Origin of the sequence: Rhizobium leguminosarum bv. viciae (genome assembly GCF_012276115.1) — a bacterium.
In the GTDB taxonomy this organism is placed as follows: domain Bacteria; phylum Pseudomonadota; class Alphaproteobacteria; order Rhizobiales; family Rhizobiaceae; genus Rhizobium; species Rhizobium leguminosarum_T.
Window position 1 is genome coordinate 13,861 of sequence record NZ_WIEU01000037.1, and the last position, 21,050, is coordinate 34,910.

The following is a 21,050-nucleotide window of genomic DNA, read 5'->3' on the forward strand; positions in this document are numbered from 1 at the left end:
ATAATCGGAAGGAAACACTTATGAAGAAAATCGTGCCCGCATTTCTTTTGGCCTGCACCGCATTTGGCGTACCCATGGGCGTATCCATGGCGCAGGATGCCAAGCTTGCCCCGATCTCCGACTACGTGACGAGCGACGTCAAGCCCTGGCTCAATGATCCCGCCATCATCGAGGCTGTCAAAGTGCAGAACACTGCCAACGCCAATCTCAGCGCAGCCGATGTCGACGCCCTCGACAAGAAGTGGCGTGCCGAAGTCGATGGCTCCGACCACTCGATGATTGACGGCGTGCTTAACAACGCCCTGTCGAAATTCCTTCAGGGAAAGAAGGAAGCTTCCGGCGGCAAGATCACCGAAATCTTCGTCATGGATGCAAAGGGGCTGAATGTCGGTCAAAGCGACACCACATCCGACTACTGGCAGGGCGACGAGGGCAAGTTCCAGAAGTCTTTCGGCGCCGGCAAGGACGCCGTCTTCGTCGATGAGATCGAAAAGGATGAGTCGACCCAGACACTGCAGTCGCAGGCAAGTGTGACGATATCCGACGACAAGGGAACGCCGATCGGCGCCATCACCGTCGGTGTGAACGTCGACGCTCTCTGATCTCAGGAACGACATTCGAAGGCAGTGAAAACGCATATCGCCCGGAGCATGCACGGTTCGGGCGATATGCATAAACAAAGACTTGCAAGACGTCGCATGAGCGAAATCGAGTGCGGCGTGCCTTTTTCGAAGGTATGTGCGCCCGCAAGCGCGTCAGTTATTCAGGCGACAAATTCTACGTGACAATGCCTGGTCTTGGCGCTACACACGCCTCATGTCGATCACGTCAACCTACGCCTCGGGATTTTATTGGTACCGCTGCTCTGAGCGGATGCGGGTCCATGCGTAACTGAATTCGACGCGACGACAACCCGAACAGCCGCTAGTCTACCTGGCGGCTTTTTTGTTCCGCGCGGGTATGACCAAACAGGAGCCATACCGTGTCTGATACCATTGACGATCTGCGTATCGTCGAAATTACCCCCCTGACCAAGCCCGCCGAGATCATCGCGGAAATTCCCCGCAATGCTGATGTCAGCAAGACCGTGACCAGCAATCGCGATGCGATCCACCAGATTCTTCGGGGCGAGGACGATCGCCTGATCGTCGTCATCGGCCCCTGCTCCATCCATGATCCCGTTGCCGCCAGGGACTATGCCGCTCGGCTCACGGAACAGCGGCAGCGCTTCGCCGGCGATCTCGAGATCGTCATGCGCGTCTATTTCGAAAAGCCCCGCACCACCGTCGGCTGGAAGGGTCTGATGAACGACCCGCATCTCGACGGCAGCTACCGCATTGAGGAAGGCTTGCGCATCGCCCGGCGTCTGCTGCTCGACATTAATGCGATGGGCCTTCCCGCCGGCGTCGAATTCCTCGACACGATCACGCCGCAGTACATCACCGACCTCGTCAGCTGGGGCGCGATCGGCGCGCGCACGACCGAAAGCCAGATCCATCGCCAGCTCGCCTCCGGCCTCTCCTGCCCGATCGGCTTCAAGAACGGCACCGACGGCGGCGCACGTGTAGCGCTGGACGCCATCCTCGCCGCCTCGCAGCCGCACCACTTCCCGGCCGTGACCAAGGACGGACAGGCGGCCATCGCCTCGACGAGGGGCAATGAGGACTGCCACATAATCTTACGCGGCGGCAAGCGGCCGAACTATGAGGCGGCCGACGTCGAAGCGGTGACCGGCGAAGCCGTCAGGCTCAGCGTCGCCCCGCGCATCCTCATCGATGCCAGCCACGCCAACAGCGGCAAGGACCCGATGAACCAGCCGCTCGTTGTCAAATCCGTGGCAGCTCAGATTGCGGCCGGCAACAACGACATCAAGGGCATGATGATCGAAAGCAACCTCGTCGCCGGCCGCCAGGATCTCGTTCCCGGCAAGCCGCTGGTCTACGGCCAGTCCATCACCGACGGCTGCATCGACTGGGACATGTCGGTCGCGGTGCTGGAAGACCTGGCGCAGTCCGCCCGCGCCCGGCGCAAGGCAGCCGTCGCAGCCTGATAGTCAGCATTAAACGCAGCGGGCAGGAACCCGCCGCCCATTACAGGGCGGTGGGGGCAACCCGGTTATCTCACGGGTACGCCGATGGCGACACTGCCGTTGACTGTGACCGCCAGTTCATGCCCATTCATCCCAACGAGCTACAGCCGCCAAATGCAGGTGTCTGATGATGGAGCGACCAGATGGGCCGACACAGGCGCATCTTTCGCGGGCACGTCATTTGTCGTCGGAGCCGGCTTGGTCGGAAAATACCTTCGTCTTGTGGAGACGGCTATCAACGGTGCTCAATCCATCGTCACCACTACGCCGGTGCTCGGGCATGTCGTCGCATTCGTGGCGCTGGCCGCAATGCCGCTCGCGATGGGCGCTAATAAGTACGCCGCAATTGCCGACAGCCAGGTCGGCTATAACAATTACAATGGCGCTGCTGTTGGTACCGGTGGGCTGGTTGGAACCAAGGCCAATATCAGATTTCTCGTCCAATCATCCGCGAAGCCGCCGATCCCCAAGCAGCGTGGGTTACTAACCCACCGCCCCGCCATCATGGGCGGAGTTCGGGACCGGATCACCGGCACGCGGAATAGGAGTAGATTTAATAGAGCCATGGATGCATTGAATCGGGCTCGTGTTCAGTCGCGACCCTGTAATAGGTACGCATGTCGTCGCGCTCCTTTTCGTAAGTCCACTTCAAGCCCCATCTGCATTCTTGCGTCATGCACTCACGGCTCTTCGATTCGAACATATCGAGTTGAAATGCCTCGCCATTGATTTCGCCGGTAATCGAGCCGGTTTTCCCCTTATCCTTCGATATGAGTTCAAACGCCCCTGCTCGACCATCCAGACAGTAGATCTTCCCGCGGTAGGTTCGCTCGCCGGTCTCCAGCTTCCAGAAATTCGTCTTCACCTGCGATACGCTGTAGCGACCCTTGCATTGCTGCCTTTCGGCCGAGCCGATCTCAATCGTCCCCCCCATCTCCTCACTCTCGTTCCTAGCAGTCACCTTTCCGAGCACCGGAGTACCCGTTGCGAGGTAGCTTCCCTCGACGCCACGGACAAAAAGATATGAACATCCTGCGAGCGTGAAACCCATTGCCACCAAGGAGCCGGCGACCGTGAAACCACGCAGCGTCCACGCGCATCTCAAGACAGCCAGCAAGTCTATACCTCCAGGTTCATCCTCATGTTCGCGGATGCCAAAAGAGCGGGTTGGAGCAGTGGGCGACCAGTCGTTACCAGCCAGAATAGCACTGATATTCAGGTCACAATATTTCCCCACAATTAGGAAGATGAATAAATGCCACAGCTCATCTTGAAATAGAATACCCCGTCCGCTTCGGCAAGTTACACGGAACTGGAGGCAGCAACTGCAATCAAACCTTGGGAGCCCCCAATCACCCACCCCTCAAAAACGTGCGCATCAGCGATTCGAAGATGAGGCCGGGCGCGACGTTGTTACGCACACTGTGACGTGCAATCCTGCCGAATAAACTTTTTCGGTAGGGGACGCATGCCTGTAAATACTCTTCCATCTCCACCTTGGTGGAGAGTAGTGATTGCGTTGATCGTAGTTCCCTAAATCGCGTCCTTCGCATACGCTGTTTACAGCCCACTGTATCAGGGCCTGCCGGATATGACCGAGCGCGTTATCCGAACAACTCAGGCCGTCGCGCTCATTGGTGCGTATCCGCCAACTGCTGTGTTGGGGATTCCATTGCTATTCTACTTCAGGCGACGTGTAGGGCCGCCCCTTTGCAAATTGCGCAATGGTTGGAGCCTTTGTTGCGACCTTCCCCTGGATGTGCCTAGTTGCATTTTTCGGCCCTGACGAGGCTTATGCTGGTGACCACATCACTTACCAAAACGGCATGATGACATGGTGGGGATTGCTAGAGACCGTCAAATCGCTCGCAGTGACAGCTGTATTCGGCTTTGCTGCTGGTGGACTGTTCTGGCTGGTGGCCGCCGCTGGCGTTAAAGACAGCCCGTTTCTGAAACGGTTCCAAGCAAAGTGTTCGAGTAGGCGGTCTCTCGATATCATCAAATACCCACCACCCCACCATAAAATGGCGGTGCGCCCGTCTCAAGATCTCACCGGAAAATACCTGACATAGGCGAACTCTTCGCCGTCAGGAGACCAGCAGGGCACGTTGATCGTGCCCTGCCCCCCGAAAAGCTCGAACAGTGTCTTCAGATTGCCGCCGTCCATATCCATCAGCCGCAGCCGCACGTCGAGATCGCGCGGATGGTCGAATACCCCAGGGTCGTAGGAGAGGAGCAGCACCATGTCGTTGTTGGGCGACGGATGGGCGAACCAGTTGCCCTGATTGTCCGAAGTCACCTGTTCGAGCCCGGTGCCATCGGGATGGATGCGCCAGATCTGCATCAGCCCCGTGCGGCTGGAGTTGAAATAGATCCATTGGTCGTCGGCGGACCAGTCCGGTCCGTCATTGCGGCCCTCGCCATGCGTCAGCCGCGTCTCGGCGCCGCCGTCGACGGAGATGGTGTAGATATCGAAGAGGTCGTCGCGGATGCCGCAATAGGCGAGCTGGCGCCCGTCCGGCGACCAGCCATGCCAGTAGGATGGCAGGTTCGGGGTGATGAGCCGCGGCGTGCCGCCTTCGATCGGCAGGATATAGATCGCCGACTTGCCGAATTCGGTCTTGTCGGAAATGACGATCTCAGTGCCATCGGGCGAAATGCCGTGATCATTGTTGCAGTTGACGGCAAAGCCGGTATCGACCTTGACCACCTCCCCGCCATCGAGCGGCAACCGGTAAAGCAGCCCGTCGCCGTTCAAGAGCAGGTAGGAACCATCAGGCGAGAAGTTCGGCGCCTCCACCAGCCTGTCCGTTTGCCAGACCTCGCGGGCCTTGCCCGTCCTGACATTGTAGATCTCAACCGAGCTGCGCATGTTTCCTCCCGAAAAATCCTGCAACGCCGCGTCTTTCCAGACGCGCAAAGGACGCCGTAACGCTTTGAATTGCTGCCGTCAGCAATCTCGATTGCGTCAGCGATCTCGATTGCGTTAGCGATCCCGGAAACGGTTGGTGATCGGATAACGCCGGTCCCGGCCGAAATTCTTTTTGGTGATCTTCACGCCCGGCGCCGATTGCCGGCGCTTGTATTCGGCGAGATAGAGCAGATGCTCGACCCGGTGAACGGTCGCAACATCATGGCCGCGCGCGACGATCTCCTCGACCGCCATCTCCTTCTCGACAAGGCATTCGAGAATATCGTCGAGCACGGGATAGGGCGGCAGCGAATCCTGGTCCTTCTGATCGGGACGAAGCTCGGCCGAAGGCGCCTTGTCGATGATATTCTGCGGGATTACCTCGCCGGAGGGCCCCAGCGCATCCGGCGGCACGTTTTCGTTACGCCAGCGGGAAAGCGCATAGACCTGCATCTTGTAGAGGTCCTTGATCGGGTTGAAGCCGCCGTTCATGTCGCCGTAAAGCGTGGCGTAGCCGACCGACATTTCCGACTTGTTGCCCGTCGTCACCACCATCGAACCGAACTTGTTGGAGATCGCCATCAGGATGACGCCGCGCGCCCGGCTCTGCAGGTTCTCCTCGGTGATGCCGCTATCCGTGCCTTCGAAAAGGCTGGCGAGCGCGCTGCTGAAGCCCGTCACCGGCTGTTCGATCGGCACGATATCGTAGCGGCAGCCGAGCGCCTTCGCACAGTCGGCCGCATCCTTCAGCGAATCCTCGGACGTATATCGATAGGGCAGCATGACGGTGCGCACCCGCTCCTCGCCGAGCGCATCGACGGCGATTGCCGCACAGATCGCAGAATCGATGCCGCCAGAAAGGCCGAGCACGACAGTCTTGAAGCCGTTCTTGTTGACGTAGTCGCGAAAGCCGAGCAGGCAGGCGCGATAATCGGCCTCCTCGCTTTCAGGGATATGCGCCATCGGCCCTTCGGCGCAATGCCAGCCGCTGTCGCCGCGCTTCCACGTCGTCACCGCCAGCGCCGTCTCGAACTGGCTCATCTGGAAGGCGAGCGACTTGTCGGCATTGAAGGCGAAGCTTGCACCGTCGAAGACGAGCTCGTCCTGGCCGCCGAGCTGAGCGGCATAGATCAGCGGCAGGCCGGTTTCGATCACCTGTTTCAGCACCACCTGATGGCGGATATCGACCTTGCCGCGATAATAGGGCGAACCGTTCGGCGACAGCAGGATTTCCGCCCCGCTTTCGGCCAGCGTCTCGCAGACGCCGAGATCGCCCCAGATATCCTCGCAGATCGGAATGCCGATGCGCACGCCGCGGAAATTCACCGGCCCCGGCATAGCGCCCTGGTCGAAGACGCGCTTCTCGTCGAACTCGCCGTAATTCGGCAGGTCGATCTTGTCGCGCACCGCGATCACCTTGCCGGCGTCGAGCACGGCGACCGAATTGTAGCGCCCGGTCTCGTCCTGCCGGGGAAAGCCGATGATGACGCCCGGCCCGCCATCGGCGGTATCGGCCGCGAGAGTCTCGACCGCCTTCCAGCAGGCGCGGATGAAGGCGGGCTTCAGCACTAGGTCCTCCGGCGGATAACCGGAGATGAAAAGTTCGGTCAGGACGAGCAGATGCGCGCCCCCCCGGCCCGCGTCAATGCGCGCCTCGCGCGCCTTGGCGAGATTGCCGGCGACATCGCCGACCGTCGGGTTGAGCTGGCCGATGGCGATGCGCAACGTATCAGAAAGGGCGTTTTCCTCTGTCATGTCATTTATTTAGCCTGCACCTTTCGCGACCGCAACATGTTGGCGCCAAAAGCGGCGCCCGGCGGTGACGAAATTTTTATGAACGGATTGCGCATGGCGCCGCGCGGCACCGATACGCATTGCAATTTGCCTCCGGAGCGGAATACTGGCGCCGAAAGCGACCACATCGATAACGGGTATCGGAAACAGGCAATGTCTAATCTTTCGGACTTCGTGCACCATCATTTCGACAAACCGGCCGACGAACTCGGCGACATCGAAAAGCGCGTGCTGGCGAAAGCGCACCAACGCAAGGTCATCTCGACCGACGTCAATGCCGCCTTGTCCGCCGAAGCCTCCTTTGGCGAACGCATCGCCGATGGCATCGCCCGCGTCGGCGGCTCCTGGTCCTTCATACTCGCCTTCCTCGCTTTTCTCGCCGTCTGGACACTGATGAACACCATCGGTCTGGTGGCGCATCCCTTCGACCCATACCCCTTTATTTTTCTGAATCTGATCCTGTCGATGATCGCCGCTATCCAGGCGCCGATCATCATGATGTCACAGAATCGGCAGGCAGAGCGCGACCGCTTCGAGGCCGCCAAGGATTATGAGGTCAATCTCAAGGCCGAGCTTGAGGTGCTCTCCCTGCACCAGAAGATCGATATGAGCGTGCTGACCGAGCTGACGGCGCTGCGCGAGGACGTGGCCCGCCTCAGCGCCGAACTTTCCGCCAGAAGCTGAGGCAGCGCTTATTGCGCAACGATCACCCGCCCGGACCGGCAAACAGGATGAGATTTCCGTCCGGATCCAGCACGATGAAGTTTCTGGCGCCCCACGGCTCCTTCCTGAAGGGCTGATGGAAGGATACGCCTGCGGCCTGGAAATCCAGGAACAGGCGCTTGATCTCGTCTGATGTATCGACGGTGATCGAGGCTGAAAGCAGATGCTCCCGTTGCCTGATATCGCCGACGAACACGGGCTCGCATACCAGCCTCAGTGCGAGTTGAGCATTGTCGCGGATGACCTGTCCGTAAAACGGCGGGTCGCCATAGACGAAGTCGACCCTGAAGCCGAGCTTGCCGGTGAAGAATTCGCACGACGCCTTGATATCGGTGACAAACAACTGCGCGGATAGCGAACTCAGGATGGCTTGTGGTGCGGGCTGTTTTTTCGGATCTGTCATGGCTGCGGCTCCTGTCTTGAGCGCCTGCCATCCTTCGAAACCCATTTGACGTGCGATCAGGTCCTGCGCGTCGCTAAGCTTGAAGCGCGCCTCCAGCACCTGGCTGTCATCGAGATGACGGAAGCGCGGCAACGCAGCTCTGATCTCGGCTGCAACAGGATAGTATCTTTCGCGGTGCCATCGCAAATACTGCTTGGCCTGCTTTTTGAGGTTTTCGAGATTCGGCATGGGCGCAACTGTTGATACATTGTAGGCGGGCATTGCCCTTTCGACATTCGACGAAGCGCCCTACGCAGCACGGTAAACCTAGCCTCGGCGATCAACCTTTGTCAATCACGAGGCCGGCGAGGATGACGATGGGGGATTCCCGTCATATTGCGGCAGGCCATCTGATATTTCGTAGAAATCGCCCTTATCGGCGCAGTAGATATGATGGCCGAAGGCAAGGCCGCTTGGCTCGTCGAAGGCGCCCGCCATGACCGAAATCTGCGCCGATCCGTCGCGCTGCCAGAACAGCGCGGAACCGCAATTCGAACAGAAGCCGCGCTGCGCCTCCTTGCTCGATCGGTACCAGCGGATCGCCTCAGCGCCCTCGATCGAAAGAGCCGCGAGCGCCACGTCGGCCGCGGCGTAGTATAGCCCGGTCTGCCGGCGGCATTGCGAGCAATGACAGCCGACGACAGGCCCAGGCTTCGCCGTCGTTGAAAATCGCACGGCGCCGCAAAGGCAGCCGCCTGCATGTCGCTCTGTCATATCAGTCCCCTGTTCCTGAAAGAAACGTTGCCGCCGATCTTCTCCGGCGTCAAATCCATTTCCCTGAACGAGCCATCAGCAATTTTGAGGTCGCAGGTCTTGTGTGTGCGTATCGCAGCGAAACATCGGCGCAGTGCGGGAAACGGAAGCTCCTTATGCGTGCACCTCCTCACCAATTACCTTTGGTTGCACTCTAGAAAAAACTCCTCGGAAAGATTATGATTTTTCGGTAAGATACGAACCTTCATAACATTCAAGTACATCCATTACGTTTATTAGATAATTCAAAATTAATATCTCCTGATCTACAGTCGCAACCACTGATCGATATCCAGCGCGATCAGCCTGCGAGGTGAAAGATGAGTATTCTCCACCCCTTCTCTTCGAACAACCGAGGCGCTGCGGCGATCGAATTCGCGATCGTCGCGCCGCTCTTCCTCCTAGTCGTCCTGACAATGATTGCTTACGGCATCTATCTGAGCGCTTCCCACGCGGTGCAACAGCTGACCGCCGATGCCGCGCGCACCGCCGTTGCTGGCATGACCAGCCAGGAGCGATCGCAGCTAGTCGATGATTTTATCAGCCAGTCGACCATCGACCACCCGCTGCTCGATAAGACCAAATTGCACGTCACCGTTACCACCGACCCCGGCAATGCCAACCAGTTCACCGTGACGGCGGAATACGACGCCAACAACCTGCCGATCTGGAACCTCTACACTTTCCCTCTGCCCGACCACATGATCCGCCGCTTCGCGACCATCCGGATGGGAGGGCTTTGAGATGCGCACCTTCAAGGCCCACCTGCGGTACCTCGCCACCAATGCGTCAGGCAATATCGCCATCATGGCAGCGCTCTCAGCCCCTCTCATCCTCTATTCGCTCGGTCTCGGCGTCGACTACGGCATGATGACGCTGCAGCAGCGCCGGCTGCAGCAACTGAGCGATATCGGCGCTATCGTTGCCGCCGCCGACATCAACCACGCCGCCGACAACCTCGTCGCTAATTTCGGCCAAAACGGCCTCAACATCGCCGTCCGCACAGACACGGGTTATGCGACGAAGAAGGGCGTGCTGCCGCTGACATCAGACCTCATGCAATTCGACGCCGTCGCCGACTTCATCCCCGGCACCTATCTCGCGGATGCCTCAGTGCCGCTCGGCAGCCGTTTTGCCGCCGGCGCGCAGCCCTACGACGCGGTGAAGGTCGGCATCTCTCAGAAGGCGGAACTGATCTTCGCCACCGCCTTTGCCGCCGCTCCCAACCTCAGGGCGGTCGGCACCGCCTCGGCCTCCAAGCTTGCTGCCTTCTCGATCGGTTCACGGCTGGCAAGCCTCAACGGCGGCGTGCTGAACTCGCTGCTCGGCAGTCTGCTCGGCACGAGCCTCTCGCTGAAGGTCGCCGACTACGAGGCACTCACATCAGCCGATATCAAGCTGCTCCCCTTTCTCGACATGCTGGCGACCGATCTCAACCTCACCGCCGGCACCTATGACGAGCTGCTGGCGACCGACATCTCTTATCCCAGACTTTTGAAGACGCTCGGCAAGACAGGCGGCCTGACGCCCACCGTCACCAACGTGCTCAATACGATTGAAAAGGCGCTCGGCACGACGCAGGTCAAGATCAAGCTTAAGGATCTCTTCGACCTCGGCCCGACCGGCGAGCGCATGATCGGCAGCGGCTCCCAGCTCTCGGCCGAGGCGAGCGTGATGGATATCGTCTCGGCGGCAGCCGTTGCCGCAAACCAGAAGAAGCAGGTCGCCGCCAATCTGGGCGCCTCGGTGCCCGGGCTTGCCACGGTCAAGCTGACGCTTGCGATCGGCGAGATGCCGAAGGGTGCTGCCTCGAACGGGATCGGCGCTGTTGGCGCCACCGTCCGCACCGCGCAGGTGCGCCTGGCACTCGAAGTGTCGTTGCTTGGCGCCAATTCCCTCGCCGGACTGAAGGTACGGGTGCCCCTCTATCTCGAGGTCGCCCATGCTGAAGCCAGGCTCGCGAGCATCACCTGCCTCGGTGGCGGCGCCAGAAACGCGAGCGTTGGCGTCGAGGTGGTACCCGGCGTCGCCGAACTGTCGCTCGGCGACGTCGATCCCAAAGCCTTCGTCAATTTCGACAGCTCGCCACGCGTCACCCGCGCCACGCTGATCGACGCGTTGCTACTCAGCGTCTCCGGCATGGCGCATGTCAACCTGAGCAACCTCAGCAAAAGCAAGCTGACCTTCCAGCCGACCGACATCGCCGCCAAGACCATCAAGAACGTCTCGACCAAGGATACGCTGACGTCGGCCTTGCAGTCGTTGATCAAGGAAACCGATATCCAGGTGAGCGTGCTCGGACTCGGCGTCGGCCTGTCGAAAACAGCGGTGCAGGGTGCCGTCGCCGACACGCTTTCGGGGCTGACCAAGCCACTCGACGAACTGCTCTTCAACCTCCTGACCCTGCTCGGCATCAAGATCGGCGAGGCCGACGTGCGCGTCACTGACGTACGCTGCCAGCAATCGGTGCTGGTGCAATAAGACCCCTTCCATCGCCCTCGCCTTGTCGAAATTGCAGCGGGAATCTGTTGCCTGTCGACAACACCCACTAACCTCGTCCCATCCCGGCATTGAATCGCCGGCTGTTGTCGGCGATACTCCAGGTCAAATTCATTCAACCTCCGGGAGACTGACATGAGAGCGAACCTGTCCAAACAGAAAGGAAACATCCTCCACAAGGACATTCAGCTTCATGAATATTCGCTTCTCCCGCGCGAGGAAAAACTCGCGACGCCATAACTCCTTCGTAAACCTCCTCCGCGATCATCCGACTTCCGCCGACAGTGAGCGGCGGCGGTCGCGTATGCGCAAATTCCTCTCCTATTATCGCCCGCATCTGCCTTTGCTGCTGGCGGATCTGCTTTGTGCCATCCTCGTCGCCGGCACGGCCGTCGCCTTGCCGCTCTGCGCCAACATCGTCACGAGCCGCCTTCTGGCTCTGCCCGATGCGCCCCAGGCCTTCGCACAAATCCTTGCGATGGGCGGCATCATGTCGGCCGTTCTGGCCGTCCAGATCGTCGCCATCTTCTTTGTCGATTATCGCGGCCACGTGATGGGCGCGCGCATCGAAGCGACGGTGCGGCAGGAACTCTTCGAGCACTGCCAGAAGCTCTCGTTCAGCTTCTACGACCGCCAGCGCACCGGCCAGCTGATGAGCCGCATCACCAATGACAGCCTGTGGCTGGGCGAGCTCTTTCATCATGGCCCCGAGGATCTTTCCATCGCCGTACTCAAATACGGCGGCGCCATGCTGGTACTGTTCTTCATCGATCCGCCATTGGCGGCTCTCATCCTGCTCCTCACGCCGGCGGCGGTCGCCTATGCGCTCTATTTCAACCGGCGCATGAACCGCGCGCTCGAAGCCAGCAAACGGCAGATCGCCGCCGTCAACGAGCGCGTCGAGGACGCTCTTGCGGGCATCCGCGTCGTCCAGTCCTTTGCCAACGAGGCGCTGGAGAAGGAACGCTTCGCCGAGCAGAACCGGCGTTTCTTGCAAAGCCGCGCCGAGGGTTACCGCAGCGAAGCCTGGTTTTCGGTCGGCACCGAAACCTTCGCCCAGCTCGTCACCATATTGGTGATCATCGTCGGCGGCCTGCGCATCCTGGCGGCGGAACTGACCGTGCCTGATATGCTGACCTTCCTGCTCTGCGTCGCCGTGCTGGTCGATCCGGTGCAGCGGCTGGCGAATTTCGTGCGCCTCTGGCAGGAGGGTTATACCGGCTTCGTCAGGGCCATGGAGATCCTGGAGATCGCCCCCGATATCACCGATCGGCCGGCCGCGCGTCCGATGCCGACACCAAGGGGCGAGATCCGTTTTTCCAACGTCGCCTTCGGTTACGAGGCCGATGGTCCGCGGGTGCTCGAGCAGCTGTCGCTCACAATCGCTCCCGGGGAGTTCGTCGCCCTGGTCGGCCCGTCAGGGGTCGGCAAGAGCACGCTTTGCGCGCTAATACCGCGTTTCTACGATGTCGAGGCAGGGGCGATCCAGATCGATGGCATCGACATCCGCGATGTGACGTTGGCCTCGCTCCGGCGCCATGTCGGCGTGGTGCAGCAAGATGTCTACCTGTTTGCCGGTACGGTGGCGGAAAACCTGCGCTACGGCCGGCCCGATGCCAGCGATGCCGAGCTGGAAGCGGCCGCGCGCGCCGCCAATGCGCACGATTTCATCATCGCCCTGCCCCATGGATATGACACCGATATCGGCCAACGCGGCGTCAAGCTTTCGGGCGGCCAGCGCCAGCGTATCACCATCGCCCGCGCCTTCCTCAAGAATCCTGAGATCCTGATCTTCGACGAAGCAACCAGCGCGCTCGACAACGAGAGCGAACGGGCCGTGCAGCAGGCGCTGCTCAGCCTGGCAAACGGCCGAACCACCCTGGTCATCGCCCATCGTCTGTCGACCGTCCGCCATGCCGACCGCATCCTGGTCCTGACGGCTGATGGCATCGTCGAACAGGGCACTCATGACGAACTCATGGCGCAAGACGGTGTCTACGCCAATTTGCACAGCATCCAGGCCAGCATCTGAGCGTCTGGTACGGGTGCAGGATAACAAAAGCCCGACGGTTCGCCGGGCTGCTAACAAGTCGGTCAACTCCTATTTCGTCATGCTCGGGCTTGTCCCGAGCATCTGCAGCCGGCGCAGCAGATCCTCGGCACAACAAGGCCGAGGATGACGTCGAGCAAAGAGCGAGGCCTGTCAATAAAAAGCCCGGCGAACCGGGCTTTTCATCATCTGTTTCGGGGCTGATCTCAGCCGTTGGCGACCATCCGCTTTTCGTCGCGGCCGCCCTTCATGCGCTCGGCAAGCAGGAAGGCGAGCTCAAGCGCCTGGTCGGCGTTGAGGCGCGGATCGCAATGGGTGTGATAGCGGTCCTGCAGGTCTTCTGCGGAGACCGCGCGGGCGCCGCCGGTGCACTCGGTCACGTCCTTGCCGGTCATCTCGATATGGATGCCTCCCGGATGCGAGCCTTCGGCGCGGTGGATCTGGAAGAAGCTTTCGACTTCCGACAGTATCCGCTCGAAGGGACGGGTCTTGTAGTTGTTGAGCGTGATCGTGTTGCCGTGCATCGGATCGCAGGACCAGACGACCTTGCGGCCCTCGCGCTCGACGGCGCGAATGAGCTTCGGCAGGCTGTCGGCGACCTTCTCATGGCCGAAGCGGCAGATCAGCGTCAGGCGCCCCGCCTCGTTGGCAGGATTCAGGATGTCGATCAGTTGCAGCAGGTCGTCGGCCTGCAGCGACGGGCCGCATTTCAGGCCGATCGGGTTCTTGATGCCGCGGCAATATTCGACATGCGCATGGTCGGCCTGGCGCGTACGGTCGCCGATCCAGATCATGTGGCCCGACGTTGCATACCAGTCGCCCGAGGTGGAATCGACGCGGGTCAGCGCCTCCTCGTAACCGAGCAGCAGCGCCTCATGGCTGGTAAAGAAATCGGTCTCGCGGAGCGCCGGCTGGTTTTCCGAGGTAATGCCGATCGCCTTCATGAAATCCATGGTTTCGCTGATGCGGTCGGCAAGCTTGCGGTAGCGCTCGCCCTGTGGGCTGTCCTTGACGAAGCCGAGCATCCACTGATGGACGTTTTCGAGGTTGGCGTAACCGCCCATCGCAAAGGCGCGCAGCAGGTTCAGCGTCGCAGCCGACTGGCGATAGGCCATGGCCTGGCGCTCCGGGTTCGGAATGCGCGACTCCTCGGTGAACTCGATGCCGTTGATGATGTCGCCGCGATAGGCCGGCAGCGTCACGTCGCCCTGCTTCTCGACATTCGACGAACGCGGCTTGGCGAACTGGCCGGCAATACGGCCGACCTTGACGACCGGCAGCTGCGCGCCGAAGGTCAGCACCACAGCCATCTGCAGGAAGGCGCGGAAGAAGTCGCGGATATTGTCGGCGCCGTGCTCGGCGAAGCTCTCGGCACAGTCGCCACCCTGCAGCAAGAAGCCGTTGCCTTCGGCGACATTGGCGAGATGCTTCTTCAGGCGCCGCGCCTCGCCTGCAAAGACAAGCGGCGGATAGCTGGCAAGCGTGGCTTCCGTTGCCGCCAAAGCGGCTGCGTCGGGATATTCGGGAACCTGCAGGATCGGTTTTTGCCGCCAGCTGCTCGGGGTCCAATTGTCTGCCATCTCACTCACCTGTTCTCACATCCATACCTCAGGATGCCCTCAATATGCGGCGGCTTATAGACCTTTAGACCCAGCTTGCAAAGACCATTCGGCGACTGCTTGTCGCCTCGCCGCCGCCGCTCGCCGCTCTCTAGTTAAACCTGCATATACCATGTCGATTTTCCCATATTTTAGACTTTCAATGTAGAACCGGAGAGAGTTTCAACTTCGGGGACATGGCATGGCAATACTTCCGCCCGGTTTCATATCGGACCGCTCGGGCAATTTCGGCATCATGACGGCACTGCTGGTGGTACCGCTCTTCGGTGCGGCCGGCATGGCGGTGGATTTCGCCCACGCGCTCAGCCTGAGGACACAGCTTTACGCCGCTGCCGATGCCGCTGCCGTCGGTTCGATCTCGGAGAAATCCGGCGCCGTCGCAGCCGCCATGACCATGAGCGGCAACGGCACCATCTCGCTCGGCAAGGACGACGCCCGCAATATTTTCATGTCTCAAATGTCCGGGGAGCTGACCGACGTTCATATCGACCTTGGCATCGATGTCACCAAGACCGCCAATAAGTTGAATTCGCAGGTTTCCTTCAGCGCGACCGTGCCCACCACCTTCATGCGCATCCTCGGCCGGGACTCGATCACGATCTCGGGTGCGGCGACGGCCGAATATCAAACCGCCGCCTTCATGGATTTCTACATCCTACTCGACAACACGCCTTCCATGGGCGTCGGCGCAACCTCGACCGATGTTTCCAAGCTGCAGGCCAAAACAGGCTGCGCCTTCGCCTGCCATCAGATGGATCAGAGCACCAACAATTACACCATCGCCAAGAGCCTCGGCGTCGCCATGCGCATCGACGTGGTGCGCCAGGCAACCCAGGCGCTGACCGATACGGCCAAGACCGAACGCGTCAGCAGCGACCAGTTCCGCATGGGCGTCTATACTTTCGGCACCAAGGCCGAGGATGCCAAGTTGACGACGATCTCCAGCCTCACCTCCGACCTGACGAAGGTGAAGAATTACACCGACACCGTCGACCTGATGACCATTCCCTACCAGAACTACAACCAGGACCAGCTCACGAGCTTCGATAGCGCCCTGACGCAGATGAATACCATCATTGATCCGGCTGGCGACGGCACGTCGAATATCAGTCCCGAAAAGATCCTGTTCTTCGTTTCCGACGGCGTCGGCGATAGCTACAAGCCGTCCTCTTGCACCAAGAAGACGACCGGCGGCCGCTGTCAGGAACCGATCGACATCTCTTTCTGCAAGCCGCTGAAGGATCGCGGCGTCAAGATTGCCGTGCTCTACACCACCTACCTGCCGCTGCCGAGCAACGATTGGTACAACAAATGGATCAGTCCCTTCCAGAGCGAGATCCCAACGAAGATGCAGGCATGCGCCTCGCCCGGCTTCTATTTCGAGGTGTCGCCGACCGAAGGTATCGCTGGTGCGATGAAGGCGCTTTTCCTCAAGGTCATCCGCTCGCCGCGCATCACCAGCTAGCGCATCGGCCTGAAAATCGAAATCGATTTTCGGAAAGCACGATGCGTCGTTCAAAAAGTTAGAGCGTCCTTTGTGCAGCGGTTCCGGGTCAACGACATGCAGAGCAAAAGCCCGTCACGGCTCAAAGCCGCTTGCCGTCGCGGATCCGATAGCTCGGCGCATACATGGTGACGAGCTCTTCGGCGGCCGTCGGGTGCAGCGCCATTGTCCGGTCGAAATCGTCCTTGGTGCAGCCGGCCTTCAGCGTGATGCCGAGCAGCTGCGCCATCTCGCCGGCATCGTGGCCGAGAATATGGGCGCCCACCACCTTGCGGCTCGCCGCATCGACGATCAGCTTCATGATCATCCGCTCGGCGCGGCCGGAAAGCGTGGCCTTCAGCGGCCGGAACTGGGCGCGGTAGACCTCGAGTTCGGAATAACGCTTGCCCGCCTCCTCTTCCGAAAGGCCGACTGTGCCGATCTCAGGCTGCGAGAAGACGGCGGTCGGGATCAGCTCGTAATCCGGCCGGGTCGGATTGTTCTTGTACTCGGTCTCGATGAAACACATCGCCTCGTGGATCGCCACCGGCGTCAGCTGTACCCGATTGGTGACATCGCCGAGCGCGTAGATGTTTTCGACATTGGTGCGGGAATATTCGTCGACGATAACGGCGCCGCGCTCGTCGACGGCGACGCCGGCCGCCTCGAGGCCGAGGCCTTGCGTGTTCGGATCGCGCCCAAGCGCCAGCATGACCACGCCGGCTTGCAGCGTGCCGTTGTTCAGCGTCTCCAGAATGAGCCCGCCCTCGCCCTTCGAAACCTTCTGCAGCGTGTCGTGGCAGAGGATGCAGATACCCTTGGCGACCATCGCCTCGTGCAGCCCGCGTCTCAGGTCCTCGTCGAAGCGCGACAGGATCTCGGCGCCGCGATAGATCAGCGTCGTCTCGACGCCGAGGCCATGGAAGATATTGGCGAACTCGACGGCGATATAGCCGCCGCCTGATATCACGATCGATCTCGGCAGCTCTTCGAGATGAAAGGCCTCGTTGGAGGAGATGCAGAGCTCGTGACCGGGAAGAGCCGCATGCGGGTTCGGTCGTCCGCCGGTGGCGATGACGATGGTCTTTGCCGTCACCGTCTGTCCGCTCTTCAGCAGCCGGACCGTATGCGCACCGACGAGTTCCGCGCGCGTTTCCAGGATCTCAGCATTGGCGCCGGCGAGCCCCTTCTTGTAGAGACCTTCAAGCCGGGCGATTTCGACATCCTTGGCCGCCACCAGCTTCTTCCAGTCGAAGCTGCTTTCGCCGACCGTCCAGCCGAAGCCCGCCGCATCCTCGAAATGCTCATGGAACTGCGAAGCGTAAACGAAGAGCTTCTTCGGCACGCAGCCGCGGATGACGCAGGTGCCGCCGTAGCGATACTCCTCGGCGATCGCCACCTTCTTGCCGAGCGAGGCGGCGACACGGGCGCCGCGCACGCCTCCGGAACCGCCGCCGATGACGAAGAGGTCGTAGTCGTAGGAAGACATGAGGAGCTCCGGAAGGGAATCGCAGGAAGGATGTTGCTGATATAGGGGCGATCGTCATGAAAACAAAAGCCCGCTCCTGCGTCATCCGGTTCCCATCGTCGAATCTTCATTCCGGTTGACCAGTCACCGTTTACGGTTGACCCGGTCGGCCGAGGCTGGCAGGCAATCCGTGGGATGGAAAAGAATGGCGGAGCAAAAGATGGATCAAACTCTCTTCACCAACCTGTGCAAGGCTGGCAAATTCAAGGAAGCGCTCGGCCTCGCCATTCAGGGCCACGAGCATGAAAAATACACGCCGAGCCGCTTTTCGATCGACAAGAAGACGAGACTGCCGATCTTCTATCGCGGCAACAAGCGCGTGGAGCCGGATGAGGAGGGTGTGTGGCAACTTGCAAAGAACCCGAACCCATAGGGGCTGAGTTGCGGCGCATATGCGTTGGCAATTGAATCTGCCTAGCGATTGCTGCTGTCAGCGGCTAATGCGGAATTCCGACGGCTTCTTCTCAAGCTGGGCTGCTTCCGTCTCGACGCCCGAAACCGACGCCCCCAAAGGCCCGCGCCTGAAACGCTCGATCATTGTCGTGATGGCGCTGTCGGGTCCTGCGATCACTGCGACGACCGCCCCGTCCTCTTCATTGCGAACCCAGCCCGTCAAACCGAGCCGCACCGCCTCGTCGCGCGTCCATATGCGAAAACCGACACCCTGGACCTTGCCGGATATCCGCACTCGAACGGCCTTATCATGATCGGACATGTCTGCAGTCACCTGAAGCCTCGCCAACGGCATTTGCCGCATCATATCAAAAAAGCCCGGACGATGCCGGGCTTTCGCAAATTTGAGGGGGCAGGCCTTACTGCTGGGCAGCCGGTGCCGGAGCGGTCGGGCTGTCGGTTGCCGGTGGCGGCGCCTTGATGACCTTGGAAAGCTCGGCGTTGCTCTGCTTTTCCAGGTCGCGGGAAATGCCCTGCGCCCAGATGTCGGCAGCCTTCGCCGTCTCGCGCGAGGCGACCGGGCCATCGCGCAGCAGCTTCTTGCCGACGTCGGAATTATAGAAGTCGGCGATCGCCTTCAGCTCGTCGACGGTGAAGGTCTTGGCATAGGTGAGTGCCGCCTCCTTCTCCAGATCGCCGCGGCGCGGCGCCAGCGCCAGCGCCTGCGCGTCGACGGTCGACGAAATGATGTCCTGGTAGTTCGGCGAATCCTGGATCAGGCCGGCCTTCAGACGCTCGGCGAGACCGGGCAGGATGTTGTCGAACTGGGCGGTGGCGCCGATGGCGTCGATCGCCGCGCGAGACGCCTTCAGCTGCTCCTCGGAGACTTCCTGCGCCTTGACGGCGGAGCCGAAGGCAAGCCCGGAAAGAACGACGGTCGTAGCGGCGAGACGGCCAAGACCTGCAATGTTCATCATGAGTATATGCTCCTGTTATCTGTTTGCCTGCAGCGTGCGCGCACCCGCAGGACCGGCAATGATCGCAAGTGCCGCCATATTGATAAAGAGCCCGTGTTCAACGACGCCGGGTATGGAATTCAGCTCGCTCGAAAGCGCCTCTGCATCAGGAATGCGGCCAAAAGATGCATCGATGATGTGATGGCCGCCATCCGTGGTAAACTCTCCGTCACCCGACTGGCGCAGGTCGAGTTCACCGGAAAGACCGAGCCGGGCTGCGACCTTTTCGATCGCGATGCGCGTCGAGACGAGCCCGAACGGATTGACCTCGATCGGCAGTGCGAAGGCGCCGAGCGTTTCCACCAGCTTGCTCTCGTCGGCAATGACGATCATTCGCTCGGAGGCGGCCGCGACGATCTTTTCGCGCAACAGCGCGCCGCCGCCGCCCTTGATCAGCCTGAGCGCCTGATCGACCTCGTCGGCGCCATCGATCGTCAGGTCGAGTGCCGGCAGTTCGTCGAGCGACTTCAACGGCACGCCGAGTTCGACGCAGAGCCGCGCGGTTCGTTCGGAGGTCGGAACGCCTTCGACCCTGAGGCCGCCCGCGACCTTCTCCGCCAGCAGGCGAACGAACTCTTCCGCCGTGCTGCCGGTGCCGATCCCGAGACGCATCCCGCTTTCGACATGGGCGAGTGCGGCCTCGGCGGCCTTGATCTTCATTTCGCGGGCATCCATGCGCCGCCAGCTCCTGATATTGCGTTGGATGTGCTGTTTACACGGCTCGCCTGGCAAACGAAAGTCAAAATCATCACCGAAAATGAAAAGCCGAAACAGAGGCCTGCAGCCTTCCCGACCATCGCCGGACGTTGCTTTCCGCCGCACGATCGCCTACCTCAGGGACGATCGATCGTTCCCTAGGACGATCCATCGCTCCTCAAGACGACCATCGCTCAAAGAGACATGCCCTTGACCCCTGTTCCCGCTCGCCCGGCGCTCGTCGTCTTCGATCTCGACGGCACCCTTCTCGATACCCACGTGGACCTGGTCGAGAGCCTGAACCATACGATCGCGGCCCTTGACCTCCAACCGGTCAGCTATGACGACCTCACCCATCTCGTCGGCCAGGGCGCACGCGTCATGATCGAGCGCGCCTGCCGGCTGCGCGGCCATCCGCTCGAAAGCGACGCCCTGCCGCCGCTGGTCGAGCGTTTCGTTGCCCACTATGCCGGCAACATGCCCGGCCATACCGAACCCTATCCCGGCCTGGTCGCCGCCATGGACCGGCTGAAATCTCAGAATTACCGCCTCGCCGTCTGCACCAACAAGATGGAGAGCCTGGCACTCGGCCTGCTCGGCAAGCTCGAGCTTACCCGGTATTTCGACGCCATCACCGGCGGCGACAGCTTCGAATACCGCAAGCCCGACGCCCGCCACCTCACCGGCACCATCGAACGCGCCGGCGGCGACATCACCCGCACCGTGATGATCGGCGACAGCGTCAACGATATCGCCGTGGCGAGAAACGCCGGCGTACCGTCGATCGCCGTACCTTTCGGTTATTCCGACGTGCCGGTTTCAAGCCTCGATCCGGATGTTATCATCACCCATTTCGATGAGTTGACGCCGGAGCTAGTGGAAACGCTGTTGCGGGAATATGCCGAGAAGATTGCCGTCTGAGGCCTAGGTGTTTAGTCCCGGCATTTGATGGTGCATTATTTTCCTTAGAATGGAGGGAGGCACTATGGGCCAGGTTCTACACGGGAGCGCCACAACGACAGAGGCAATCCGTCGAGCAATACAAAATAGTGAA

21 protein-coding genes are annotated in these 21,050 nt (G+C 60.6%); 10 read left to right on the forward strand and 11 right to left on the reverse strand.

All coding sequences use genetic code 11. From position 1 onward, the window contains the following. Positions 1 to 20: 20 nt before the first annotated feature. Positions 21 to 602: a hypothetical protein gene (locus tag GFM02_RS33620; RefSeq protein ID WP_131665037.1), complete on the forward strand. Its 582-nt coding sequence runs from the start codon at positions 21 to 23 to the stop codon at positions 600 to 602. Positions 603 to 982: 380 nt separating this feature from the next. Then, positions 983 to 2,050 carry a 3-deoxy-7-phosphoheptulonate synthase gene (locus tag GFM02_RS33625; protein ID WP_168324101.1) on the forward strand — a complete coding sequence of 356 codons (1,068 nt, stop codon included), beginning with the start codon at positions 983 to 985 and terminating at the stop codon, positions 2,048 to 2,050. A gap of 216 nt (positions 2,051 to 2,266) precedes the next feature. Here the strand turns inward: GFM02_RS33625 and GFM02_RS33630 are convergent, their stop codons facing one another. Both GFM02_RS33630 and GFM02_RS33635 read right to left on the reverse strand, forming a co-directional pair. After that, on the reverse strand, positions 2,267 to 2,533 hold the full coding sequence (locus GFM02_RS33630; RefSeq protein WP_168324102.1) for a hypothetical protein: 267 nt from the start codon (positions 2,531 to 2,533) through the stop codon (positions 2,267 to 2,269). A 109-nt stretch (positions 2,534 to 2,642) separates the two neighbouring features. After that, positions 2,643 to 3,206, reverse strand: a complete 564-nt coding sequence (locus tag GFM02_RS33635) for a hypothetical protein (RefSeq protein WP_168324103.1) — start codon at positions 3,204 to 3,206, stop codon at positions 2,643 to 2,645. Positions 3,207 to 3,813: 607 nt separating this feature from the next. Between GFM02_RS33635 and GFM02_RS35375 the strand changes: the two genes are divergently transcribed. Beyond that, positions 3,814 to 4,161 (forward strand): hypothetical protein, encoded by a 348-nt coding sequence (locus tag GFM02_RS35375; protein ID WP_246792608.1) that lies wholly within the window; start codon positions 3,814 to 3,816, stop codon positions 4,159 to 4,161. Here GFM02_RS35375 and GFM02_RS33645 read toward each other — a convergent pair. Both GFM02_RS33645 and GFM02_RS33650 read right to left on the reverse strand, forming a co-directional pair. Further along, positions 4,131 to 4,961, reverse strand: a complete 831-nt coding sequence (locus tag GFM02_RS33645; protein WP_168324104.1) for a TolB family protein — start codon at positions 4,959 to 4,961, stop codon at positions 4,131 to 4,133. The two genes, GFM02_RS35375 and GFM02_RS33645, sit on opposite strands and share 31 nt — an antisense overlap. Positions 4,962 to 5,075: 114 nt before the next feature. After that, entirely contained in the window at positions 5,076 to 6,755 is a 1,680-nt protein-coding gene (locus GFM02_RS33650; RefSeq protein ID WP_168304414.1) for an NAD+ synthase, read from the reverse strand. 192 nt (positions 6,756 to 6,947) lie between these two features. Between GFM02_RS33650 and GFM02_RS33655 the strand changes: the two genes are divergently transcribed. Continuing rightward, entirely contained in the window at positions 6,948 to 7,478 is a 531-nt protein-coding gene (locus GFM02_RS33655; RefSeq protein WP_168269738.1) for a DUF1003 domain-containing protein, read from the forward strand. Between the two features lie 22 nt (positions 7,479 to 7,500). On the opposite strand, the gene GFM02_RS33660 is transcribed toward GFM02_RS33655, so the two are convergent. After that, positions 7,501 to 8,148, reverse strand: coding sequence for a VOC family protein (locus tag GFM02_RS33660; protein ID WP_168270108.1), 648 nt, complete (start codon positions 8,146 to 8,148; stop codon positions 7,501 to 7,503). Between the two features lie 105 nt (positions 8,149 to 8,253). Next, positions 8,254 to 8,673: a GFA family protein gene (locus tag GFM02_RS33665; RefSeq protein ID WP_168269740.1), complete on the reverse strand. Its 420-nt coding sequence runs from the start codon at positions 8,671 to 8,673 to the stop codon at positions 8,254 to 8,256. A gap of 359 nt (positions 8,674 to 9,032) precedes the next feature. On the opposite strand from GFM02_RS33665, the gene GFM02_RS33670 reads away from it, so the two are divergent. The 3 genes from GFM02_RS33670 (at position 9,033) to GFM02_RS33680 (ending at position 13,243) form a co-directional block, all read left to right on the forward strand. Continuing rightward, positions 9,033 to 9,455 carry a TadE/TadG family type IV pilus assembly protein gene (locus GFM02_RS33670; RefSeq protein WP_020050204.1) on the forward strand — a complete coding sequence of 141 codons (423 nt, stop codon included), beginning with the start codon at positions 9,033 to 9,035 and terminating at the stop codon, positions 9,453 to 9,455. Position 9,456: 1 nt separating this feature from the next. After that, on the forward strand, positions 9,457 to 11,193 hold the full coding sequence (locus GFM02_RS33675) for a pilus assembly protein TadG-related protein (protein ID WP_168324105.1): 1,737 nt from the start codon (positions 9,457 to 9,459) through the stop codon (positions 11,191 to 11,193). 211 nt (positions 11,194 to 11,404) lie between these two features. Next, positions 11,405 to 13,243 carry an ABC transporter ATP-binding protein gene (locus GFM02_RS33680; protein ID WP_168324106.1) on the forward strand — a complete coding sequence of 613 codons (1,839 nt, stop codon included), beginning with the start codon at positions 11,405 to 11,407 and terminating at the stop codon, positions 13,241 to 13,243. A 224-nt stretch (positions 13,244 to 13,467) separates the two neighbouring features. Here GFM02_RS33680 and GFM02_RS33685 read toward each other — a convergent pair whose 3' ends face one another. Next, positions 13,468 to 14,841, reverse strand: coding sequence for a class II 3-deoxy-7-phosphoheptulonate synthase (locus GFM02_RS33685; protein ID WP_003540243.1), 1,374 nt, complete (start codon positions 14,839 to 14,841; stop codon positions 13,468 to 13,470). Positions 14,842 to 15,061: 220 nt separating this feature from the next. Here GFM02_RS33685 and GFM02_RS33690 point away from each other — a divergent pair, with 220 nt between their 5' ends. After that, positions 15,062 to 16,345 carry a TadE/TadG family type IV pilus assembly protein gene (locus tag GFM02_RS33690; protein WP_168324107.1) on the forward strand — a complete coding sequence of 428 codons (1,284 nt, stop codon included), beginning with the start codon at positions 15,062 to 15,064 and terminating at the stop codon, positions 16,343 to 16,345. 121 nt (positions 16,346 to 16,466) lie between these two features. Here GFM02_RS33690 and gor read toward each other — a convergent pair whose 3' ends face one another. Further along, positions 16,467 to 17,852 carry a glutathione-disulfide reductase gene (gene gor / locus GFM02_RS33695; RefSeq protein ID WP_020050209.1) on the reverse strand — a complete coding sequence of 462 codons (1,386 nt, stop codon included), beginning with the start codon at positions 17,850 to 17,852 and terminating at the stop codon, positions 16,467 to 16,469. 199 nt (positions 17,853 to 18,051) lie between these two features. On the opposite strand from gor, the gene GFM02_RS33700 reads away from it, so the two are divergent. After that, positions 18,052 to 18,264 carry a hypothetical protein gene (locus GFM02_RS33700; RefSeq protein WP_168269751.1) on the forward strand — a complete coding sequence of 71 codons (213 nt, stop codon included), beginning with the start codon at positions 18,052 to 18,054 and terminating at the stop codon, positions 18,262 to 18,264. Positions 18,265 to 18,321: 57 nt separating this feature from the next. On the opposite strand, the gene GFM02_RS33705 is transcribed toward GFM02_RS33700, so the two are convergent. From GFM02_RS33705 to rpiA, 3 genes are all read right to left on the reverse strand, one after another. Further along, positions 18,322 to 18,606, reverse strand: coding sequence for an acylphosphatase (locus GFM02_RS33705; RefSeq protein WP_168324108.1), 285 nt, complete (start codon positions 18,604 to 18,606; stop codon positions 18,322 to 18,324). Positions 18,607 to 18,703: 97 nt separating this feature from the next. Continuing rightward, positions 18,704 to 19,261 (reverse strand): DUF2059 domain-containing protein, encoded by a 558-nt coding sequence (locus GFM02_RS33710; RefSeq protein ID WP_020050212.1) that lies wholly within the window; start codon positions 19,259 to 19,261, stop codon positions 18,704 to 18,706. A 15-nt stretch (positions 19,262 to 19,276) separates the two neighbouring features. Further along, positions 19,277 to 19,975 carry a ribose-5-phosphate isomerase RpiA gene (gene rpiA / locus GFM02_RS33715; RefSeq protein ID WP_168324109.1) on the reverse strand — a complete coding sequence of 233 codons (699 nt, stop codon included), beginning with the start codon at positions 19,973 to 19,975 and terminating at the stop codon, positions 19,277 to 19,279. Between the two features lie 225 nt (positions 19,976 to 20,200). Here rpiA and GFM02_RS33720 point away from each other — a divergent pair, with 225 nt between their 5' ends. After that, the gene (locus GFM02_RS33720) at positions 20,201 to 20,917 is read left to right on the forward strand and encodes an HAD family hydrolase (protein WP_020050213.1); all 717 of its coding nucleotides are present in this window, start codon (positions 20,201 to 20,203) and stop codon (positions 20,915 to 20,917) included. Positions 20,918 to 21,050: the final 133 nt, after the last annotated feature.